Here is a 21,080-nt window from a genome sequence, read left to right on the forward strand (position 1 = left end):
CCCTGCGGCTTGCTTCGAAAGAGGCCCGCAGGGCGCCGGGAGCGGCCCCACCAATAAGGGGCAGTAGGGCCGGCCATGTCGGGACTGATGATCGAAAAACTGTCGATGCGCTTCGACCTGCCGAACGGCAGTCACGTGCAGGCGCTCAAGGACGTGTCGCTGGACCTGGCCGAAGGCGAGCTGATGTCGGTGCTGGGGCCTTCGGGCTGTGGCAAGACGACGTTGCTCAACATCGTCGCGGGCTTTCTGGCGCCGACCTCGGGCGAGATACAACTCAACGGCCATGACGTCACCGGCCCCGATGCCGAACGGGGCATGGTATTCCAGCAGGGCGCGCTCTTCGAATGGATGTCGGTGCGCGAAAACGTGAGCTTCGGGCCGCGGATGAAAGGCCAGGGCGAAAAGGAATACGGCGCCGAGGTCGATCACCTGCTGGATATCGTCGGGCTTCAGGATTTCAAGGAAAAGGCGATCTACGAGCTGTCCGGCGGCATGCAGCAGCGGGTGGCGCTGGCGCGCTGCCTGGCCAATGACCCGGATGTCATCCTGATGGACGAGCCGCTGGGGGCGCTGGATGCGCTGACCCGCGAAAAGATGCAATCGCTGGTGCTCAAGCTCTGGAAGGAGACCGGCAAGACCATCATCCTGATCACCCATTCGGTCGAAGAGGCGCTGTTGCTGGGCGAGCGCCTGCTTGTCATGGCGCCGCGCCCGGGCCGTATCCACCGCGAATACCGGTTGCCTTTCGCCGATCTCGGCGTCGGCCAGGATCTGCGCGAGGTGAAGAAACACCCTGAATTCGCCGAAAGACGCGAGGAGATCCTTGGCATGATCTGGGACATGGAAGAGGAAATCATGGGCCGGTCGGAGGACGAGAAATGATCATCTTCCTGATCTATATCGCGATTTTCGTGGGCTCCTTCTTTCTGGTGCGGCTGATCGTCGATCAGACCGCCAAGGGCTACAGCGCCCGCAAGACGGTGACCTTCGGCGACGAAAGCGCCGTGACTTCGAACCGGACCGCCAGCGTGGTCTCGATCCTGACGATCTTTCTGCTCTGGGGCGCCTTCACCGGCTCGTCGCTGCTGCCCCGGTTCCTGCATGCGCCGGGGCCGTTCGAAGGCGTGGCGACGATGACCTATACCGCCGAGGCCGACGACGGCAGCCGCGACGAGGCCACGATCACCGTGCTGGTGCATCCGGTGGGCGAAGACGCCGAGGTGCCCGAGGTCGATCCGGGCGACGGCTGGGCCAAGAACGACGCCTATACCATCGGCGCCTGGCGGTCCGGCCTGATGCGGGTCGACCGCAACGATGAAAAGGGCCGTGACCAAGGCCATCAGGTGGTGGCGGTCAATGGCGAGCCCATCGTGCCCGGCGGCGAGGTGCTGACCAAGTTCGGCCGGGTCGGCATGTCGCAGAAAGGCACGCTGAATTTTGAACCTGCCAAGGGCTGGCAGATGGAGCCGATCTGGCTGCCGCCGCCCGAGGCGGTGGTGCAGCGCCTGGGCGAAATCGCCAGCGACGGCTACCGCGACAGCACGCTCTGGGAACATCTGGGCTATTCGCTGTTCCGCGTGGTGGTGGGCTTTGTCGCCGGTGCGCTGGTCGGCATCCCGCTGGGCTATGCCATGGGGCTCTCGGCCTGGTTCCGCGGCTGGTTCGACCCGATCGTCGAATTCATGCGGCCGGTGCCGCCGCTGGCGCTGATCCCGCTGGTGATCATCTGGGCCGGCATCGGTGAGACCGGCAAGATCATCCTGCTGTTCCTCGCCGCGCTCTGGATCATGGCCATCGCGGCGCGGTCGGGGGTCTCCGGCGTGAACATCACCAAGGTGCATGCCGCCTATTCGCTGGGCGCTTCGAAATGGCAGATCATGCGACATGTGATCGTGCCCAACTCGCTGCCCGAGATCTTCACCGGCGCGCGGGTGGCGATGGGGGTCTGCTGGGGGACGGTGGTCGCCGCCGAGCTGGTCGCCGCCGAACAGGGCGCCGGCATGATGATCATGGTGGCCTCGAAGTTCCAGCTCACCGACATCGTGCTGATGGGGATCATCCTGATCGGGGTGATCGGCTTCGGCATCGACATGCTGATGCGCAAGGCCGAGCGGGTGCTGGTGCCCTGGAAGGGGCGGTCGTGACCGCCTGATCCCGGGGCCGCCGGCCCCCTGCTTCTTCTGGCCGGAAATATCCCGGGGGGTCTGGGGGGCTGGCCCCCCAGTTCGGGCCGGGCGCCGGGCCTCAGCCAAGCTCCTTGTAGCTGATTTCGCGCGCATCGGCGCCGGGGCCGAGCTTTTCGCGCCGCACCAGAAGCCGGTTCAGGGCCTGCACATAGGCCTTGACCGAGGCCACCACCGTATCGGTATCGGCCGACTGGCCGGTGGCGATCATGCCATCCTCTTCCAGCCGGACCGAAACCGTGGCCTGGGCATCGGTGCCCTCGGTCACCGCATGCACCTGGTAAAGCTGAAGCCGCGCGGTGTTGGGGTGCAGGTCGCGCACCGCCTTGAAGGCGGCATCGACCGGGCCGTCGCCCTGGCAGGTCGCGGAGTGTTCCGTGCCGCCGATCTCCATCTCGATCGTCGCTTCCGCCGGGCCGCCGGTGCCGCAGACGACCTTGAGGTTGACCAGTTGCAACTGATCGGCATTGCCTTCGGTGGTGGCCGAGACCAGCGCCAGGATATCGTCGTCAAAGACCTCTTTCTTGCGGTCGGCAAGCTCCTTGAACCGCACGAAGATGTCCTTAAGCTGGTTGTCGCCCACGTCGACCCCCAGCTCCTTGAGCTTGGCGCGCAAGGCGGCGCGGCCCGAGTGCTTGCCAAGCGGCAGCGAGGTGCCCGAAAGGCCCACATCCTCGGGGCGCATGATCTCGAAGGTCTCGGCGTTCTTGAGCATGCCGTCCTGGTGGATGCCGCTCTCATGGGCAAAGGCGTTCTTGCCGACGATGGCCTTGTTGAACTGGACGTTGAAGCCCGAGACGGTGGCGACACGGCGCGAGATATGCATGATCTTGCGGCTGTCGATGCCGGTCTGGAACGGCATGATGTCATTCCTGACCTTCATCGCCATGACAACTTCTTCCAGCGCGGTATTGCCGGCGCGTTCGCCCAGCCCGTTGATCGTGCATTCGATCTGACGCGCCCCGGCCTCGACCGCGGCCAGCGAATTGGCCGTCGCCATGCCAAGATCGTTGTGGCAATGCGTGGCAAAGACCACCTCGTCGGCGCCGGGCACCGTCTCGATCAGCCGGCGGATCAGCTCGGCGCTTTCGCGCGGCGCGGTATAGCCCACGGTGTCGGGGATGTTGATCGTGGTGGCGCCGGCCTTGATGGCGATCTCGATCACCCGGCAGAGGTAATCCCACTCGGTGCGCGTCGCATCCATCGGCGACCACTGCACATTGTCGGTCAGGTTGCGGGCATGGCTCACCGTTTGCTCGATGCGCTCGGCCATTTCATCCATCGACAGGTTGGGAATGGCGCGGTGCAGCGGCGAGGTGCCGATAAAGGTGTGGATACGCGGCCGGGCGGCCTGTTTCACCGCTTCGAAACAGCGGTCGATGTCGGGCAGCTGCGCCCGGGCGAGGCCGCAGATCACCGCGTTTTTCGAGCGCTGGGCGATCTCCGAAACAGCGGCGAAATCGCCTTCGGAGGCGATCGGAAAGCCGGCCTCGATGATGTCGACGCCCATATCGTCGAGCAGTTCGGCTATCTCGAGCTTTTCCGAATGGGTCATCGTCGCGCCGGGGCTCTGCTCGCCATCGCGAAGGGTCGTGTCGAAGATCAACACGCGGTTTCTGTCTGTCTGGGTCATGGTCACGTCTCTTGAAAAATCTTCTCCGGGGTTCGGGCGCGAACGGGCCTCCTCTGAGCGGTCGCGCCTGACGGCACGCTCAGAGGCGGATTAGGAGAAGCAGGCCGCGCGACAGCGCCGCGCCGGGGGCGCGGGACAGGGTCGGGATATGGCCTCGGGTCAACATGAGGCGACTATACGCGGGTGTTTCCGAATGAAAAGTGTCTTTTTGCCGGGTTTGGCGGGCCGGGCGGCCTATTTTGCCCGCCGAGGACGGACAAAATGCGCTCACGTGCGCCGTTGATCGGCGCGACCGCGGGAATTGGCGGCGCTCCGGAGTTCGAGCGGACGGCCCCGGAGGCGCAGCGGATCACTCCGCAGTCGGCGCGTCCGGTGTGTCCTCGGCGCTCTCTTCTGCCGCAGGCTCCGGCTCGTCCGCCTGCATCAAGGCGCCGTTCTTCCATTCGCCGCTGGCCTCCTGACCGGCGGCATACCGCATGGTGCCCTCGCCCTGGCGCTTGCCGGCCACGAAGGTGCCCTCGTAGACATCGCCATTGGCATAGGTCGCCACGCCCTCGCCGGAGATCTCGCCGTTCTTCCAGTCGCCGATGTATTTGAAGCCGTCGGGCATCGAGATCTCGCCTTCACCGTGGCGCTGGCCGTCTTCGAACTGGCCGATATAGACCGTGCCGTCGGGATAGGTTGCGGTGCCCTTGCCATGCCGCCGGCCGCGTTCCCATTCGCCTTCGTAGCGGTAGCCGTCGGCATAGGTCATCACGCCGTAGCCATGGTTGCGCGCGTTCTGGAAGCCGCCTTCATAGACCAGGCCGTTGGGATAGGTGGCGCGGCCCTCGCCCTCGATCACCCCATCGACCCACTGGCCCTCGTAGGTGGAGCCGTCGGGATAGGTGATATTGCCCTGGCCATGCGCCAGATCGTTGCGGAACTGGCCGACATAGATCGAGCCGTCGGGATAGGTCACGGTGCCCACGCCCTGGATCTTGCCGTCCTGCCAGTCGCCTTCGTAGCGATAGCCGTCCTCACCGGTGAACACGCCCTTGCCGTTGCGCTGGTCGTCGCGGAAGCTGCCTTCGTAGACGTCGCCATTGGCATAGGTCACCCGGCCCTGGCCCTCGCGGCGGCCGGCCACCAGCTCGCCTTCGTAGATATCGCCGTTGGGTTGGATCAGCTTGCCTTCGCCCGAGATCTGGCCTTCGCGCCAGAGCCCCTCGTAGATCAGCCCGTCGATCATCACCAGCTTGCCCTGACCGTCGCGCTGCCCGTCCGAGACCCGGCCCTCGTAGGTCGAGCCGTCGGGATAGGAGATTGTGGCATTGCCTTCCTTGACGCCATTGACCCAGTCGCCGTCGTAGATATAGCCGCCGGGGCTGGTCATCACGCCGCGCCCGTGGTGCATGGCGTTGCGGAAACTGCCCTCGTAGCGCACGCCATTGGCATAGATCGCCACGCCCTGGCCGGTGATCTCGCCATCGGCCCATGTGCCTTCATAGGTGCCGCCGTCGGTAAAGGTGATCTTGCCCACCCCATGCGGCTTGCCCTTGGCAAACTCACCTTCATAGATCGACCCGTTGGGAAAGCGCGCCACGCCTTTGCCCTTGATCTCGCCCGCCACCCATTCGCCACGGTATTCATAGCCGTTGGGCAGCCGGTAGCTGCCTTCGCCATGTTGAAGCCCGTCGCGGAAGGTGCCTTCGTAGACGCCGCCGTCGTCATATTGCTTGGTCAGCACCTCGCCATCCTGTGACAGGGCCGGCAAGGCGGCCAGAAGTGCCAGTGTCACGCCTGCGATGCGGATGGATTGCTTCATGTGGCCCCACTTGCCCCCGGTCTGTCCTTTCCGAGGACGGTAATGGAGCAGGCCAGTGCAGACAATGCCTTTTGATCGCAGGCGGTTGATCTGACGGGTTTGTTCACGAAGTGGTGGCCGACGTGCCAGCCGGCCGCCATCACGGCGGCGCCGCGCCGGGCAGGGCGGGCCGGCCGGGCAGGGGAGGCGGCGCCCGAAGTTTGCGCGTTTGCGCCGGTGGCAGAGTGCTGCGGGCGGTTTTGCCGGGGTCCGGCTGTGGCAGGTCTTTTCCCTGCCGGTCGATCTGGTAAGGGAAGGCATGACACCGAAGGGGCAGGACATGGCCGACACATTCCGCATCACGCTGGCACAGCTCAACCCGACCGTGGGCGATATCGCCGGCAATGCCGCGCTGGCGCGCGATGCCTGGGCGGCGGGCAAGTCCGCGGGCGCCGATCTGGTGGCCTTCCCCGAGATGTTCATCACCGGCTACAATGCGCAGGATCTGGTGATGAAGCCGGCCTTTCACACCGCCGCCATCGAGGCCGTGCGGGCGCTGGCGCGGGATTGCGCCGATGGGCCGGCCATCGCCATGGGCGCGCCCTGGGTCGAGGGCGCCGAGCTCTTCAACGCCTATCTGATCTGCAAGGGCGGCGAGATCGTCGCCACCCAGCTCAAGCATCATCTGCCCAACGAGACGGTGTTCGACGAAAAGCGGATCTTTGACACCGGGCCCATGGGCGGGCCCTATGCGCTGGGGCCGATCCGCATCGGCAGCCCGATCTGCGAGGACGCCTGGTATCCGGATGTGGCCGAGACCCATGCCGAGACCGGTGCCGAGTTTCTGCTGGTGCCCAATGGCTCGCCCTATTACCGCGGCAAATTCGACGTGCGGCTGAGCCATGCGGTGGGCCGGGTGGTCGAGACCGGGCTGCCGCTGATCTATCTCAACTGTGTCGGCGGACAGGACGATCAGGTCTTCGACGGTGGCACCTTCGGGATCAACCCGCATGGCGAGATTGCGTTTCAGATGCCGGTATTCGAGGCCGGACTGGCACATGTCGATCTTGCGCGTGGGGCGGACGGCTGGCGCATCGTGCCGGCCGAGGTGGCGCAGCATCCGGGCGAATGGGAGCAGGATTATTATTGCATGGTGCTGGCGCTGCGCGACTATCTGCGCAAGACGGGCTTCAAGAAGGTGCTGCTGGGGCTGTCGGGCGGCATCGACTCGGCGCTGGTGGCGACCATCGCGGCGGATGCCCTGGGGCCGGAGAACGTGCGCTGCGTGATGCTGCCGTCGGAATATACCTCGCAGGGCTCGCTCGACGATGCCAAGGCGCTGGCCGAACGGCTGGGCTGCCGCTGCGATTTCGTGCCGATCACCGAGGGGCGGACGGCGATCACCAACACGCTGGCGCCGCTCTTCGAAGGCACGGAAGCGGGGCTGACCGAGGAAAACATCCAGTCGCGGCTGCGCGGGCTGCTGCTGATGGCCCTTTCGAACAAGTTCGGCGAGATGCTGCTGACGACCGGCAACAAATCCGAGGTCGCGGTGGGCTATGCCACGATCTATGGCGACATGGCGGGCGGCTACAACCCGATCAAGGATCTCTACAAGACCCGGGTGTTCGAGCAATGCCGCTGGCGCAACGCCAACCACCGCGACTGGATGAAGGGGCCCGAGGGCGCGGTCATCCCGGTGTCGATCATCGACAAGCCGCCCTCGGCCGAGCTGCGCGCGGACCAGAAGGACAGCGATTCGCTGCCCGATTACCCCGAGCTCGACGCGCTGCTGACGATCCTTGTCGATCAGGACGGTTCGATCGAGGATTGCGTCGCGGCGGGGTTTGACCGGGCCACGGCCAAGAAGGTGGAGCACCTGCTCTATATCAGTGAATACAAGCGGTTCCAGGCGGCGCCGGGCACGCGGCTGAGCAAACGTGCCTTCTGGCTCGATCGGCGCTATCCGGTGGTCAACGGCTGGCGCGACCCGTCGTAACCCCGCTCGGACGCGGCCTCAGCGGGCCAGCGCCCGGGCGATCAGCCCGGCGATGCGCGCGCCGCCTCTGGGTGTCGGATGCACCAGATCACGCGAATACAGCGACAGATCGCGCGGATCATAGACATCGCCGGCGTCGACAAAGGTCACCCAGGGCCGCCGCCCGGCGGCGCGGGACAGCCGCGTCTGATATTCCGCCAGTTCGTCGGTACAGGCGGCAAACGGCCCGCCGCGCACCGATCCGGGGTAATAATCCATCCACACCACGCGCTGTGCCCGCGACCGCAGCCGGTCGAAAAAGGCCGGCACCTCGCCGCGCGCCCCGTCGGCGCTGACCATGCGGTCGAGCGTCGTGGCGCATCGGTTGCAGTCGCATTCCCGCGCCAGATCATTGGCCCCGCCATTGAGCAGGATCACATCCCATTGGCCGCGTGGCAATTGCGCCCGGATCTCGCGCTGGAGCATGCTGCGCAGGTTGCCGGAATGCGAAAAGGCCGCCCCCGGAAAGGCGCGGCTGGTCACCTGATACTGCGGCATCCGGTCGAGGATCTGCGGGATGGAATTGCCGTTGAGCCGGTTCCAGGCGAGGATGGAATCGCCGATCACCAGCATCCGCTCCTGGGCCTGCGCCACGACCGGCAGCAGCAGAAACATCATAAAAACCAGCACGCGCTTCATCCTTCACCTCACGATCTTTCGGAAGTGCCGCTCACTCCCACCATCTGTCAATTAAGGCGATATCGTCGTCTGACCAGCCGAAATGATGTGCGAGCTCGTGCACCAGAACGTGACGCACCAGATCGCCAAGCTCCTCGTTGCCCCGGTCACGCCACTCGGCGAGGATCGGTTCGCGGAACAGCCAGATCATGTCGGGTGTCAGCGGCTGGTCGAAGCTCGACTTCTCGGTGAGCGGGATGCCCTCGTAAAGCCCGGTCAGCTCGAGCGGGTCGTGCATGCCCATGGCGCGCAGCATCTCGTCGGGGGGCCAGTCGACGACCTGCACGATGACCGCCTGCGCCGCCCTGTCGAAAGGCGCCGGCAGGGCGTCGATCGCCTCTGCCGCCAGCCGCTCAAAGGTTTCTGCGTCAGGGCTCACAGCCGGGTCAGCACCGCGTCCGGCAGAAGCGCGTCGACGGTGGCCTTTTCACAGAGCCGCGTGCCCAGCGTCGTGCAGGCCGCCCCGGCCGCCACGACGCCGACCTTGAGGCAATCGGCTACCGGCTCGCCCCGCGCCAGCGCCAGCGCGAAGGCGCCGACAAAGCTGTCGCCGGCGCCGACCTTGCTCACCACTTCGATCCTGGGGCCCACCGCGTGCCAGGCGCCGTCGGCGCTGGACAGCACCGAGCCATCGGCGCCGCGCGCCACGATGACGTTCTTGGCCACGCCGCGCTCGACCAGGGTGCGGGCGAATTCGGCGCTGTCTTCCCGGGTCGGCAGCGAACGGCCGGCCAATTCCTCGGCCTCCGGCCCGTCCATGCGCAGGGCAAAGATCGTCTCATGCGGTTCGCGCGCGAGCTGAAACAGCGCCGGGCCCGAGGTGTCGACGATGATCTGCGCATTGCGGCCCTTGATATGGGCGGCGAGGATCGAGGGGAATTCCTTGGCCACGCCGGGCGGCTGCGAGCCCGACAGCACAACCAGCGTATTGTCCGCCGCCGCCTGGTCGATGCTGCGAAGGCCCCGCGCGACGTCTTCCTCGCCCCAGGGGTCGCCGGGCAGGACAAAGCGGTATTGCTGGTTGTCCGCTTGGTCGGTGACCGAAAAGCTCAGCCGTGTCTCGCCCGGGCCCTGAAAGGCCACGGTCGGCACGCCCTCGAGCGCCAGCAGTTGCAGGAGCTGCGCGCCGGTGGCGCCGCCAATGGCGATCAGCGCGGTGGCATGGCCACCCAGCATCTGCACCGCGCGGGCGACGTTGATGCCGCCGCCGCCGGGATCGATGCTGGGATCGGTGCAGCGCAGCTTGTGCTCGGGATAGACCCGCGGCGCCGAGGTGGCGAAATCGACGGCGGGGTTGAGGGTGATGGTGAGGATATTGGTCTGCATCTCGGTTCCGAAGGGCGCGCGGCATGCCGCAGTTAGCGCTCACAGTCTCATTCTCCGGCGGCGTTTTCCAGCCCTTGGCGGGCAAATTTCTGTCGTTTTCCGCCCGCCGCGTCGCAATTTGCGGCGCAGGCCGGGAAAATTCCGGGCAAGGCGACCGCTGATCCGTAAACGGAAGGCCGACATGATCGCAGTCCATCAGGTGGCGGGCGCCTTTTCGCCCGCCGAATGCAATGAAATCGTGGCCCTCGCGGCTTCGGCCGACGCGCGCGATGCGCGGCTCGTGGGGCAGACCCGCGATCACAATCTGCGGCGCGCCGATCTGGTCTGGCTCGACGAGGTGGCGGGCGCCGAATGGGTGATGGACCGCATCATCGATGTGGTGCGCAGCGCCAACCGCGATGTCTTTGGCTTCGATCTCCAGGATTTCGCCGAAAGCGCACAGGTGGCGCGCTATGGCGCCGAGCGCGGAGGCCATTTCGACTGGCATGCGGATATCGGCGACGGCCCGGTCGCGGCGCGGCGCAAGCTGACCATGGTGGTGCAACTGGCCGGGGCCGAAGCCTACGATGGCGGCACGCTCGAGGTGATGCCATCGGCCAATGTGGTGGCGGCCAACCGGGCCTGCGGGACAGCGACGCTGTTTCCCGCCTTCCTGCTGCACCGGGTGACGCCGGTGACCCGCGGCGCGCGGCAGTCGCTGACCATCTGGGCGCACGGGCCGGCCTTTCGCTAGGCGGGCCCGGGGCAATGCAGACCGGCCTTTCGTCAGGCCGGCCCATGACCTCGCAAGGCGGGCTCAGAGCATCAGCTGATAGCTCATCGGCGTGTAGTGATAGCCGCTGTCGCGCATGTCGACATAGCCGATGGCCGGGAAGGGCATGTGGTAGCCGATGAAGGGCAGCTTGTCGGCGGCCATCATCCCGAGCAGCTCCTTGCGGGACGCGGCGGCGGCGGATTTGTCCATGTCGAAACGCACTTCCCAGTCGGGATAGGCCAGCGACCAGACGTAGTGGTTGGCGAAATCGGCGGCGACGATCAGGTTCTGCCCGCCGCTTTCCAGCCGATAGACCATATGCCCGGGGGTATGGCCGAAGGCCTCGATCGCCTCGATGCCGGAGGCCACGCTGTCGCCGCCCGAGATCATCTCCATCTGCTCGGCCAGCGGCCGCACCTTGGCCTCGAAACCCTCGTTGCCGGCATTCGACCAATGGTCGAATTCGGTGGCGCCGGTGACGTAACGCGCATTGCCAAAGGTGGCGGCGCCGCTGTCATCGGCCAGCCCGCCGATGTGATCGCCATGCATGTGGGTGATGACAACCACGTCGACGTCCCCGGGCGCATGGCCGGCGGCCTCGAGCGCGGCGGTGATGCCGGCGGGGTTCAGCCCGGTGTCGAAGAGCACCAGTTCGCTGCCGGTGTTGACCAGCGTCGGCGTAAAGAAGAATTGCGCCTGATCGGTGGGGATATGGGCGGCCTCGGAGGCGGCGGCAAACTCCTCTTCGCTGGCGTTGAGGCCAAAGATGGTCTGCGGATCGGGGACGGCGCGGGTGCCTGCAAGCAGCGTCGTCACCTCGAAATCGCCCAGCTTCACGCGGCGGAAATCAACCGTGTTGATGCCCTGCTGCGCGGTCTGCGCCCGGGCACCTGTGGCGGCAAGCCCGGCCAGAGGGGTCGCGGCGGCCGAAGCCAGCAGGCCGCGTCGGGTCAGTTTCGGTGTCATGCAATATCTCCCTGTAATATGCGGACAGATGTAGCACATTGTGCAAAACTTGTTCCGTCGCTCACGGCTTCGTGACGGGAAGGGAGACGGAATGGCCAAGGCCGAGAACAAGACGCAACCGACCGGCGCCTCGGTGCGCGAATTTCTGGCAGAGGTGCACCCGGAGCGCCGGCGCGCCGATGCCCGGGCGCTGGATGCGCTGTTTCGCGAGGTGACCGGTTTTGAGCCGCAGATGTGGGGCGCGAGCATCATCGGCTATGGCCGCTACCACTATGTCTACGACAGCGGCCGTGCGGGCGATTTCTTGGCCACCGGCTTTGCCCCGCGCAAGACCGCCCTGTCGATCTACATCATGCCGGGTTATGCCGATTTCGGCGACATCCTGGCGCGGCTGGGCAAGCACAGGACCGGGGTTTCCTGCCTCTATGTCAACAAGCTGGCGGATATCGACTTGGCGGTCCTGGGCGAACTGATCGGCGCCGGGCTGCGGGATCTACAGGGGCATTGGCCGGTGGAGCCGAGCTGAGACGACCTGAGGCGGGGAGGCTGCGCGGCTGACCTGTTCCTACCGGGGGCGGTGTGGCGCGGGCGGGAAAGCTGGACAAGCGCGGCGGATCATGGGAAAGGCTCAGCCAACAGGAGACCCCCATGACCACCACCCGTTTCGCCCCGTCGCCCACCGGCTATATCCACATCGGCAACCTGCGCACCGCGCTGTTCAACTGGCTGATCGCGCGCAAGGCTGGCGGCACCTTCATCCTGCGCATCGACGACACCGATCCCGAGCGGTCGAAAGAGGAATATGTCGACGCCATCAAGCAGGATCTGGAATGGCTGGGCCTGACCTGGGACCGGGTGGAACGGCAATCCGAACGGCTTGACCGCTACGAGGCCGCCGCCGAGACGCTGCGCCAGAAAGGCCGGTTCTATGAGGCGTTCGAGACGCCCACCGAACTCGACCTCAAGCGCAAGAAACAGCTCAACATGGGCAAGCCGCCGGTCTATGACCGCGCGGCGCTGGGGCTGTCGGAGGCCGACAGGGACCGGCTGAGGGAAGAGCGCGGCCAGGGGGTCTGGCGCTTCAAGCTCGATCAGGAACGGATCGAATGGTCCGACGGCATTCTCGGGCCAATCTCGATCGATGCCGCCTCGGTCTCGGACCCGGTGCTGATCCGGCAGGACGGACAGATGCTCTATACCCTGGCGTCGGTGGTCGACGACACCGAGATGGGGGTGACCCATGTGGTGCGCGGTTCGGACCATGTGACCAATACCGCGACGCAGATCCAGATCATCGAGGCGCTGGGCGGCACGCCGCCGGAGTTCGCCCACCATTCGCTTCTGACCGGGCCGCAGGGCGAGGCACTGTCGAAACGTCTCGGCACGCTGAGCCTGCGTGACCTGCGGGCGCGCGGGGTGGAGCCGATGGCGCTGCTGTCGCTGATGGCGCGACTGGGCTCCTCCGACCCGGTGGAGCTTCGCACCGAGATGGCCGAGCTGATCGAGGGCTTCGATCTGTCGAAATTCGGCTCGGCGCCGACCAAGTTCGACGAGCAGGACCTCTATCCGCTGACCGGCCGGTTTCTTCAGACGCTGGCCTATGCCGATGTCGCCGAAGACATCCGGGCGCTGGGCGTGCCCGATGCCCTGGCCGAGCGCTTCTGGACGGTAACGCGGGAGAATATCTCGACCAAGGGCGAGCTGAAAGCCTGGTGGGAGATGTTCCGCGACGGCGCCGAGCCGGTGATCGCCGAGGAAGACGCGGCCTTTGTGGCCGAGGCCATGGCGCTGCTGCCCGAGGGCCCGTTCGACGGCGAGACCTGGGGTGCCTGGACCGGCGCTGTGAAAGCCGCCACCGGGCGCAAGGGCCGGGGGCTCTTCATGCCGCTCCGCAAGGCGCTGACCGGCATGGAGCGCGGGCCGGACATGTCGGACGTGATGCCGCTGTTGCAGGTGGTCAAGGCGCGCTGAGACGCCGCCCTACGCTGCTTCCCGCCCCGGACCTGATCCGGGGCCTCATCCCTCATCCGCCTTCCGGGCCGCCGCCGTGAGGCCCCGGTGCCAAGGCCGGGGCGGCGGCGCGTCTGAGCTCAGTGCATCCGCTGGCCGTTGGCGACCGGTTGGTCGGGGGCGAGCAGGATGATGCCGCCGGTGTCGTCGCTGAGACCGAGGGTCAGCACCTCGGACATGAAAGGCCCGATCTGGCGCGGCGGGAAGTTGACCACCGCCATGACCTGCCGCCCGACGAGGGCGTCCGGCGCGTAATGATCGGTGATCTGCGCCGAGGTCTTCTTTTCGCCGATCTCGGGGCCGAAATCGATCCAGAGCTTGAACGCCGGCTTGCGCGCCTCGGGAAAGGGTTCGGCGCGCAGCACGGTGCCGGCGCGGATGTCGACCTTGAGGAAATCGTCGAAACTGATTTCAGCCATCGCTCAACTCCTTCGAACGGGTGGTTGCTGCCGCGACGGCGCGCGCGAGCAAGGGCGGAAAACCGGTCTCTGCGTCCATCAGCACCTCGAGCGCGGCCTGGGTGGTACCATTGGGCGAGGTCACGTTCTTGCGCAGCTGTGCCGGGCTTTCCTCGGCCGCTTCGGCCAGCACGCCGGCACCGCCGACCGTGGCGCGCGCCAGTTTCATCGCCAGCTCGGCCGGCAGGCCCTGGGCCTCGCCGGCGGCGGCCAGAGTCTCGATCAGGTGAAAGACATAGGCCGGACCGGAGCCGGAGACGCCGGTCACCGCATCCATCTGGCCTTCGTTGTCGAGCCGCACGGTCTGACCCACCGCCTGCAACAGGCTTTCGGCCAGGACCATCTGCGCTTCGGAGACCTTGCGGTTGCCGATCAGCGCGGTGATGCCGCGACCGACGGCGGCAGGGGTGTTGGGCATGGCGCGGATGATCGGATTGTCGGCGCCCAGCATCTCTTCATAGGTCGCCAGGGTGACGCCTGCGGCGACCGAGACAAACAGCGTCTTGCCGGTGGCCATGGCCTTGATCGCGGGCAGGGCGTCGCCCATCATCTGCGGCTTGACGGCGATCAGCACGATGGCGGGTGCGGCGGGCAGCTCGGCGTTGATATGGACGCCCTGGGCCTGCAACCAGTCGGACGGATAGGGATCGATCACATGCACCGACGTGGCGGGCAGGCCATCGGTCAGCCACCCTTGCAGCATCGCCGATCCCATCTTGCCGCAGCCCAACAACACCAAGCCGCGTTCGGCCAGATCCTCTGAGGTCATTGCCCCCTCCTGTCCTTGCATTCGGGGGCGAGTGTTACGCGCGGCCGTAGGCCTCTGCAATGGCAACCTGAAGCGCCTCTTTCGGGCTGCGATCACCCCAGACCACCAGTTGCAGGGCCGGGTAATAGCGCTCGGCGCTCATCACCGCGGCGCTGATCATCGTGTCGATCTGTTCCGGGCTGGCGACCTGTCCGCCGGCCAGTACCAAGCCGTAGCGATAGACCATCAGCTGGTTCTCGCCCCACCAGGTGAAGGCGCCGGCCCAGCATTGGTCGTTGATCGCGTTGATCGCCTCGCAAAGCTGCGGGGTCTTGTCCTCGGGCGGCTCCATCTCGAAGCTGCAAATCAGCCGCAGCGTCTCGTCATAGGCCGACCAGGCCAGGGTGATGGAATAGGTCCGCCACTGGCCTTCGACCGCCATGGCGATCTGGTCATCGTGGATGCGGTCGAAATCCCAATCGTTGTGGTCGGCGATATGTTCGACGATGTCGATCGGGTGGAGATCGTCCTCCAGGTATTGCTCGGAAAGTGCCATGCGCCACCTCTTTGTTTTGGTAGCGCGAGGGGGTGGCAGCGCCCCAAGCGCTAGGTGCCTGCTCTAGGGGCGGTGGGCTTTTCCGCTGCCCCTACTTGATATGGTGACGGGAGGCCTGTCTCAAGTAAAGCGATATTTCGGTGACACCCGCAATAAGTTGTGGATGGAATGCCATTGGGTACTAAAAGAATGCACAGACTGACCTGTCGGTGTTGATAACCCCGGCCTGCGCGGTGTGTCGCGGATTTCGACCCGGAAACAAGAACGCCCCCGCAGGTTCCTGCGGGGGCGCATCGGCCCCGGTCACGCCGGGGCCTGCAACAGGCAACGATCAGCCGCGCGGTTCGGCTCTCAGGCCCTTGATGATGGCCACGCAGATCAGCAGCAGGATCACCGTGAAGGGCAACCCGGTCGAGATCACCATCGCCTGAAGCGCGCCGAGCCCGCCGCCGATCAGCAGCGCAATCGCCACCAGCCCTTCGAAGGTGCACCAGAACACCCGTTGCGGCATCGGCGCATCGACCTTGCCGCCGGCGGTGATCGTATCGATCACCAGCGAGCCGCTGTCGGACGAGGTGACGAAGAAGACGATCACCAGAATGATGCCGATGGTCGAGGTGATGGCGGCAAAGGGCAGTCCTTCGAGCATCGCAAACAGCGACAGGGGCGGGTTGTAGCTGTCGATCACCTGCGCCTTGACGGCGCTGCCCGCGGGGTCGGCGATGACCTGTTCGATGGCCGCGCCGCCGAACACCGCCATCCACAGAAGGCAGACGAAAGACGGGATGATCAGCACACAGGTGACGAATTCGCGCACCGTGCGGCCACGGCTGACCCGGGCGATGAACATGCCGACGAAGGGGGACCAGGAAATCCACCAGGCCCAGTAGAAGGCGGTCCAGCCCTGCATGTAGCCGGTGTCTTCACGGCCATGCGGGTTGGACAGCGGAATGACCTCCTGGAAATAGGCGAGGATGCCACGGCCGAATTCCGACAGGATGGTGCCGGCGCCGGCAGCGACAAGCACAAAGACCAGCAGCAGAAGGGCAATCACCATGTTGATCTCGGAGAGCACCTTGACGCCGCCGTCAAGCCCGCGCAGCACCGAGATCAGCGCCACCGCGGTGATCGCGATGATCAGGATCACCTGCACGGTGATGCTGTTGGGGAGGCCGTAGACATATTCCAGCCCGGCGTTCGCCTGCTGCGCTCCAAAGCCCAGCGAGGTGGCGAGGCCGAAGAGCGTGGCGAAGACGGCCAGGGTGTCGATGATATGGCCGGTCCAGCCCCAGACCCGTTCGCCAAAGATCGGGTAGAAGGCCGAGCGGATGGTGAGCGGCAGGCCCTTGTTGTAGGTAAAGAGCGCCAGGGCCAGCGCCACCACGGCATAGATCGCCCAGGGGTGCAATGCCCAGTGATAGGAGGTGGCGGCCAGGGCCATGCGGCGCGCTTCGGCGACGTTTTCCTCGATCAGGGCGCCGTCCTCGGTAAAGGGCCGCACCACGCCCAGCGGCTCGTCGCCCCAGGGGGTGCCGAAGTAATAGACCGGCTCGAGCACGCCAAAGAACATCAGGCCGATGCCCATGCCGGCAGCAAAGAGCATGGCGAACCATCCCGGATAGCCATAATCGGGCGTGGCGTCCCGGCCGCCGAGCCGCACCGAGCCCCAGGGCGAGACGATCAGGAACAGGCAGAAGAGCACGAAGATATTGGCCGACCAGAGGAAGAACCAGTCGAAGTTGGAGGTCAGCGCCGGGCGCAGCCAGCCAAAGAATTCACCGGCCTGACCCGGCGCCACCAGGGCGTAGGCCACAAAGGCGACGATAGAGAGGCCCGAGATCAGAAAGACAGGATTGTGGATATCGAGGCCGATCGGGCCCATTTTGGTCTCGATATTGTCCTGCCCGATCTCGTAATCGGTTTCGATGATATCCGCCGCGCCCTCTGGCGCGGGGATACCCTGATCGGTGTTTATGTCTGTCATTGGACAGTCCCCTTGTAGTGTCGGTTCCGGGCCGGGGCCGGGCTGAGCGGATCAGCCGCGCACCAGCAGGACCGAGCATTTCGCGTGTTCGGCGACCTTGCCGCCGTTCGAAGGCCAGACGTATTCCATCAGTCCGGGCACATGGCTTTGCATCACGATGAGGTCGGCGCCGATCTCTTCGGCGGCCTCGAGCAGCGCGTCGTCGATCTCGGTCGCCGGGTCATGCGCCATTTTTGTGTGTGCCTCGGAAGAGATCTCAAGCGATGCCGCCTTGTCTTTGGCAAAGTCGGCGAGTTTTTCTTGGTATTCCGCCGGGTTGTGCGCCACCGAGGACGGTACGCCGGAGGTTACCCCGACATAAACCAGGCTGGCCTCGTAGAGCTTGGCGAGATCGGCCGCACATTGAAGCGAATGCGTCAGCTTTTCGCGGTGCGTCAGGTCGACGGGCACCATGATTTTCTTGAACATTTTCTTCCCTCCGTGTTGCGCGGTGTTTGTCTTGGATCACCGGGAACCTGGTTGGCGCCTTCGGCCAGCACGGGCCAAGTGGCCCTGCGCTGCGCCGCAGAGCCTATTTGTTGTGCAGCCGTGATGCAAACAGACAGCCGGCTCTGTTCGAAAGCTAGCGCGCCGGTTGCAAAGAAAAAGGCCGGGCGATTGGCCCGGCCTCTGCACTTCGATTGTCTGACAGGACGTCGTCAGCCGTCCTTGCGCTCGAGCTTGTCGAGCCGCGCCTTGAGCAGCTCGTTTTCCTCGCGGGCCTTCTGGGCCATGCCGCGCACCGCATCGAACTCTTCGCGGGTCACAAAATCGCGATCCGCCAGCCAGCGGTCCATCATCGATTTCATCGCGGTTTCCGCCTCGGTCCTGGCGCCCTGAGCCACGCCCATTGCGTTAGTCATCAGTTGCGACAGGTCGTCGAATACCTTGTTCCGGCTCTGCATGGGGTCTCTCCGTTACATTTGGTTACTATATGGCGGCCCCGGAGGCGGCCGACAAGGTTGACCTCGGCAAAAGCGAAAGGCAAAGGAGCGTCATGTCATCGGTCATCCCATTCCCCCCGCTCAGCCCCGAGATCTTCTCGGTCGATCTCTTTGGCATGAGCTTTGCTCTGCGCTGGTATGCGCTGGCCTATATCGCCGGGATCGTGCTTGGCTGGGTGCTGGCAGTGCGGCTGCTGAAACGCCCGACGCTGTGGCGCAACGACAGCCCGCCGATGACGCCGGCGCAGCTCGAGGACCTGATGACCTGGATCATCCTCGGCATCATCCTGGGCGGGCGGCTGGGCTTTGTGCTGTTCTATCAGCCGGTCTACTACCTCGCCAATCCGGGCGAGATCCTGATGATCTGGCAGGGCGGCATGTCCTTTCATGGCGGGCTTCTCGGGGTCATCCTCGCGGCGTGGATCTGGAGCGCCCGCAACAATGTCGAACGCCTGCCGATGGCCGACATGATGGCGCTGGGCACCTGGCCGGGGCTGCTCTTCGGCCGGTTGGCGAATTTCGTGAACGCCGAGCTTTGGGGCCGTCCGACCGATCTGCCCTGGGCGGTGGCCTTCCCCGGCACGGCGGCGCAGGATTGCGGCCAGCCGGCGGGCGAACTGTGCGGCCGGCACCCGAGCCAGCTTTATGAAGCCGGGCTCGAGGGCGTGCTGCTTGGCGTGCTGCTGCTCTGGCTGGCGCTGGCGCGCGGCTGGCTCAAGACGCCGGGGCGGATTGCCGCGATGTTCTTTGCCGGTTACGGCGCGGCGCGTTTCTTTGTCGAATTCTTTCGCCAGCCGGATGAACAATTCGTCAGCCCGGGCAACCCGTTGGGGCTGGCCTGGCACGTCGGCGGCTGGGGGCTGACCATGGGGCAGCTTCTGTCGCTGCCGATGATCGTCGTGGGGCTCTGGTTGGTGCTGCGGAAACGCCCGGCATGAGTGCACTTGCGCCCATCCTTCTGGAGCGCATCGCGGCCGAGGGGCCGATTTCACTGGCCGACTACATGGCCACCTGCCTGATGCACCCCGATCACGGGGTCTATACCGCGCGCGATCCGCTGGGGGCGGCGGGCGATTTCACCACCGCGCCCGAGATCAGCCAGATGTTCGGCGAACTCATCGGCCTGGCGCTGGCGCAGGCCTGGATCGATCAGGGGCGGCCGACGTTCACCCTGGCCGAGCTGGGGCCGGGGCGGGGCACGTTGATGGCGGATATCCTGCGGGCCGGACGCCGCGTGCCGGGCTTTCTCGAGGCCGCGCAGGTCATGCTGGTCGAGGCATCGCCGCTGCTGCGCGACCGGCAGAAGGCGGCGTTGCAAGGCCATGCGGTGGCCTGGGCCGACCATGTCGATGCGCTACGGCAGGCACCGCTCTGGCTGGTCGCGAACGAATTCTTCGACGCGCTGCCGGTGCGGCAGTTCGAACGCCAGGGTGCGGGCTGGTGCGAGCGTCGGGTCGGCGCCCGCGACGGCGCGCTGGTGCTGGGGCGGACCGAACCGACGGCGGTTCCGGCGCTGGCCCATCGGCTGGCAGATACCGGCGAAGGCGATGTCGTCGAGCTGGCGCCGGGTCTGCCGGTGATCGCGCAGGCCATCGGCCAGCGGATCGCCGATCACGGCGGTGCGGCGCTGATCGTGGATTACGGCGATTGGCGGTCGCTGGGCGATACCTTGCAGGCGCTGAAGGCGCACTGGCGCGTCGATCCGCTGGCCAGCCCGGGCGAGGCCGATCTCACCACCCATGTGGATTTCGAGGCCATCGCCGCCGCCGCCGGCTGTGCCCATACCCGCCTGACCCCGCAGGGGGTGTTTCTCGAACGGCTGGGCATCACGCCGCGCGCGCAGCAATTGGCCGGTGCCCTGCAAGGTGCCGCGCTCGAGAGCCATGTTGCCGCACATCGGCGGTTGACGCACCCCGAGGAAATGGGGACGCTCTTCAAAATTCTGGGGCTGCTGCCCGAAGGCGCCCCGCCGATACCCGGATTGGACCTATGACGCTGGAAATCCTCACATCCGATCTTTTGGCCCCGGTCAGGCACGGGTTCTTTACCCGCCGCGGCGGCGCCTCTTCGGGTGTGTTTCACGGGCTGAACTGCGGCCAGGGCTCCTCGGATCAATCCGAGATCGTGGCGATCAATCGCAGCCGGGTCGCCGCCAGCCTCGGACTGGCGGCGCAGAGCCTGGTGACCGTGCATCAGGTGCATTCCGCCACCGCCGTGCCGGTCGAGACGCCGTTTGACACGCCGCCGCGCGCCGATGCGATGGTGACGGCGACGCCGGGCCTGGCGCTGGGCGTGCTGAGCGCGGATTGCCAGCCGGTGCTGTTTGCCGACGTCCGGGCCGGCGTGATCGGCGCCGCACATGCCGGCTGGCGCGGTGCGCTCGACGGCGTGCTCGAGGCGACGCTGGACGCGATGGAGGCCCTGGGTGCCGCGCGCGAGGACGTGCATGCGGTGATCGGGCCCACGATCTCGCAAAGCGCCTATGAGGTCGGGCCCGAGTTCGTCGAGGATTTCATGGCCGAAGACCCGCAAAGCGCACGCTTTTTCGGCCAGGGCAAGGGCGACCGCTATCTGTTCGATCTGCCGGGGTTCGGCCTTTATCGGCTGCGCATGGCCGGGGTGGGCGAGGCCGAATGGTTGCGCCGCTGCACCTATGGCGATGCCGACCGGTTCTATTCCTACCGCCGCTCGGTGCATGCCGGCGAGGCCGATTACGGCCGGCTGATTTCGGCGATCCGGTTGTGATTGCGGCACAGGCGGGGCAGAGGGCTGCCTTGTCCTTGCCACATTGCCCGGGCGCGGGATGCGGAGTGTCCGGTTAAGTTTTTGAAAAAATTTAATAAAATGCAGATTGACGCACCGCCGTTTTTCCAGCCTGCGGCCGGGCGGAATTAACCAGAAATCATTCGTCCTGCCGCACGCCTGCCGAAAACCGCGTGCATACTGTCGGGGACAGCGCGGCTCTTTCTGCCGCGGA

At 65.8% G+C, this 21,080-nt stretch carries 21 protein-coding genes; 9 read left to right on the forward strand and 12 right to left on the reverse strand.

All coding sequences use genetic code 11. The features are described from left to right. Nucleotides 1-75 precede the first annotated feature (75 nt). Together PVW49_RS06360 and PVW49_RS06365 are read left to right on the forward strand one after the other, a co-directional pair. Complete coding sequence (locus tag PVW49_RS06360) at nt 76-882, forward strand: taurine ABC transporter ATP-binding protein (protein ID WP_048529778.1); 807 nt, start codon at nt 76-78, stop codon at nt 880-882. Next, on the forward strand, nt 879-2,144 hold the full coding sequence (locus PVW49_RS06365) for an ABC transporter permease (protein ID WP_274590142.1): 1,266 nt from the start codon (nt 879-881) through the stop codon (nt 2,142-2,144). Before PVW49_RS06360 ends, PVW49_RS06365 begins: the two co-directional genes overlap by 4 nt. 100 nt (nt 2,145-2,244) lie before the next feature. Here the strand turns inward: PVW49_RS06365 and PVW49_RS06370 are convergent, their stop codons facing one another. Both PVW49_RS06370 and PVW49_RS06375 read right to left on the reverse strand, forming a co-directional pair. Next, entirely contained in the window at nt 2,245-3,816 is a 1,572-nt protein-coding gene (locus PVW49_RS06370; protein ID WP_048529783.1) for a 2-isopropylmalate synthase, read from the reverse strand. A 349-nt stretch (nt 3,817-4,165) separates the two neighbouring features. After that, nucleotides 4,166-5,623, reverse strand: a complete 1,458-nt coding sequence (locus PVW49_RS06375; RefSeq protein ID WP_274590143.1) for an MORN repeat-containing protein — start codon at nt 5,621-5,623, stop codon at nt 4,166-4,168. A 319-nt stretch (nt 5,624-5,942) separates the two neighbouring features. Here PVW49_RS06375 and PVW49_RS06380 point away from each other — a divergent pair, with 319 nt between their 5' ends. Continuing rightward, nucleotides 5,943-7,601, forward strand: a complete 1,659-nt coding sequence (locus PVW49_RS06380; protein WP_274590144.1) for an NAD+ synthase — start codon at nt 5,943-5,945, stop codon at nt 7,599-7,601. 18 nt (nt 7,602-7,619) lie between these two features. Here the strand turns inward: PVW49_RS06380 and PVW49_RS06385 are convergent, their stop codons facing one another. Genes PVW49_RS06385 through PVW49_RS06395 form a run of 3 tightly spaced genes read right to left on the reverse strand, consistent with a single transcriptional unit; the run spans nt 7,620 to nt 9,644 of the window. Then, complete coding sequence (locus PVW49_RS06385; RefSeq protein WP_274590145.1) at nt 7,620-8,270, reverse strand: SGNH/GDSL hydrolase family protein; 651 nt, start codon at nt 8,268-8,270, stop codon at nt 7,620-7,622. Nucleotides 8,271-8,310: 40 nt separating this feature from the next. Further along, nucleotides 8,311-8,697 carry a metallopeptidase family protein gene (locus PVW49_RS06390; RefSeq protein ID WP_274565685.1) on the reverse strand — a complete coding sequence of 129 codons (387 nt, stop codon included), beginning with the start codon at nt 8,695-8,697 and terminating at the stop codon, nt 8,311-8,313. After that, nucleotides 8,694-9,644 carry a 1-phosphofructokinase family hexose kinase gene (locus tag PVW49_RS06395; protein ID WP_048529790.1) on the reverse strand — a complete coding sequence of 317 codons (951 nt, stop codon included), beginning with the start codon at nt 9,642-9,644 and terminating at the stop codon, nt 8,694-8,696. Before PVW49_RS06395 ends, PVW49_RS06390 begins: the two co-directional genes overlap by 4 nt. A gap of 181 nt (nt 9,645-9,825) precedes the next feature. On the opposite strand from PVW49_RS06395, the gene PVW49_RS06400 reads away from it, so the two are divergent. After that, nucleotides 9,826-10,377, forward strand: a complete 552-nt coding sequence (locus PVW49_RS06400) for a 2OG-Fe(II) oxygenase (RefSeq protein ID WP_274590146.1) — start codon at nt 9,826-9,828, stop codon at nt 10,375-10,377. A gap of 63 nt (nt 10,378-10,440) precedes the next feature. Here PVW49_RS06400 and PVW49_RS06405 read toward each other — a convergent pair whose 3' ends face one another. Beyond that, complete coding sequence (locus PVW49_RS06405) at nt 10,441-11,364, reverse strand: MBL fold metallo-hydrolase (protein WP_274590147.1); 924 nt, start codon at nt 11,362-11,364, stop codon at nt 10,441-10,443. A 91-nt stretch (nt 11,365-11,455) separates the two neighbouring features. On the opposite strand from PVW49_RS06405, the gene PVW49_RS06410 reads away from it, so the two are divergent. Both PVW49_RS06410 and gltX read left to right on the forward strand, forming a co-directional pair. Further along, complete coding sequence (locus PVW49_RS06410) at nt 11,456-11,890, forward strand: DUF1801 domain-containing protein (RefSeq protein WP_274590148.1); 435 nt, start codon at nt 11,456-11,458, stop codon at nt 11,888-11,890. A gap of 122 nt (nt 11,891-12,012) precedes the next feature. Continuing rightward, nucleotides 12,013-13,335 carry a glutamate--tRNA ligase gene (gene gltX, locus PVW49_RS06415; protein WP_274590149.1) on the forward strand — a complete coding sequence of 441 codons (1,323 nt, stop codon included), beginning with the start codon at nt 12,013-12,015 and terminating at the stop codon, nt 13,333-13,335. Nucleotides 13,336-13,454: 119 nt separating this feature from the next. On the opposite strand, the gene PVW49_RS06420 is transcribed toward gltX, so the two are convergent. From PVW49_RS06420 to PVW49_RS06445, 6 genes are all read right to left on the reverse strand, one after another. Beyond that, a complete protein-coding gene (locus tag PVW49_RS06420; protein ID WP_048529799.1) occupies nt 13,455-13,793 on the reverse strand; it encodes a tRNA-binding protein in 339 nt (112 codons plus the stop codon). Next, nucleotides 13,786-14,601 carry a pyrroline-5-carboxylate reductase gene (proC, locus tag PVW49_RS06425; RefSeq protein WP_274590150.1) on the reverse strand — a complete coding sequence of 272 codons (816 nt, stop codon included), beginning with the start codon at nt 14,599-14,601 and terminating at the stop codon, nt 13,786-13,788. Before proC ends, PVW49_RS06420 begins: the two co-directional genes overlap by 8 nt. Before the next feature lie 34 nt (nt 14,602-14,635). Continuing rightward, nucleotides 14,636-15,136, reverse strand: coding sequence for a YbjN domain-containing protein (locus tag PVW49_RS06430; protein WP_048529801.1), 501 nt, complete (start codon nt 15,134-15,136; stop codon nt 14,636-14,638). 331 nt (nt 15,137-15,467) lie between these two features. Then, nucleotides 15,468-17,120, reverse strand: a complete 1,653-nt coding sequence (locus PVW49_RS06435) for a BCCT family transporter (RefSeq protein WP_048529802.1) — start codon at nt 17,118-17,120, stop codon at nt 15,468-15,470. 51 nt (nt 17,121-17,171) lie between these two features. Continuing rightward, complete coding sequence (locus PVW49_RS06440; RefSeq protein ID WP_274590151.1) at nt 17,172-17,588, reverse strand: universal stress protein; 417 nt, start codon at nt 17,586-17,588, stop codon at nt 17,172-17,174. Nucleotides 17,589-17,818: 230 nt separating this feature from the next. Next, nucleotides 17,819-18,064 carry an accessory factor UbiK family protein gene (locus PVW49_RS06445; protein WP_048529805.1) on the reverse strand — a complete coding sequence of 82 codons (246 nt, stop codon included), beginning with the start codon at nt 18,062-18,064 and terminating at the stop codon, nt 17,819-17,821. A gap of 92 nt (nt 18,065-18,156) precedes the next feature. Between PVW49_RS06445 and lgt the strand changes: the two genes are divergently transcribed. Genes lgt through pgeF form a run of 3 tightly spaced genes read left to right on the forward strand, consistent with a single transcriptional unit; the run spans nt 18,157 to nt 20,848 of the window. Continuing rightward, on the forward strand, nt 18,157-19,041 hold the full coding sequence (lgt, locus tag PVW49_RS06450) for a prolipoprotein diacylglyceryl transferase (protein WP_274590152.1): 885 nt from the start codon (nt 18,157-18,159) through the stop codon (nt 19,039-19,041). Continuing rightward, a complete protein-coding gene (locus PVW49_RS06455; RefSeq protein WP_274590153.1) occupies nt 19,038-20,096 on the forward strand; it encodes a class I SAM-dependent methyltransferase in 1,059 nt (352 codons plus the stop codon). Before lgt ends, PVW49_RS06455 begins: the two co-directional genes overlap by 4 nt. Further along, on the forward strand, nt 20,093-20,848 hold the full coding sequence (gene pgeF / locus PVW49_RS06460; protein ID WP_074834331.1) for a peptidoglycan editing factor PgeF: 756 nt from the start codon (nt 20,093-20,095) through the stop codon (nt 20,846-20,848). The genes PVW49_RS06455 and pgeF overlap by 4 nt, the downstream gene beginning before the upstream one ends. Nucleotides 20,849-21,080 lie beyond the last annotated feature (232 nt).

It is taken from the genome of Marinovum sp. PR37 (assembly GCF_028807375.1).
In the GTDB taxonomy this organism is placed as follows: Bacteria; Pseudomonadota; Alphaproteobacteria; order Rhodobacterales; family Rhodobacteraceae; genus Marinovum; species Marinovum algicola.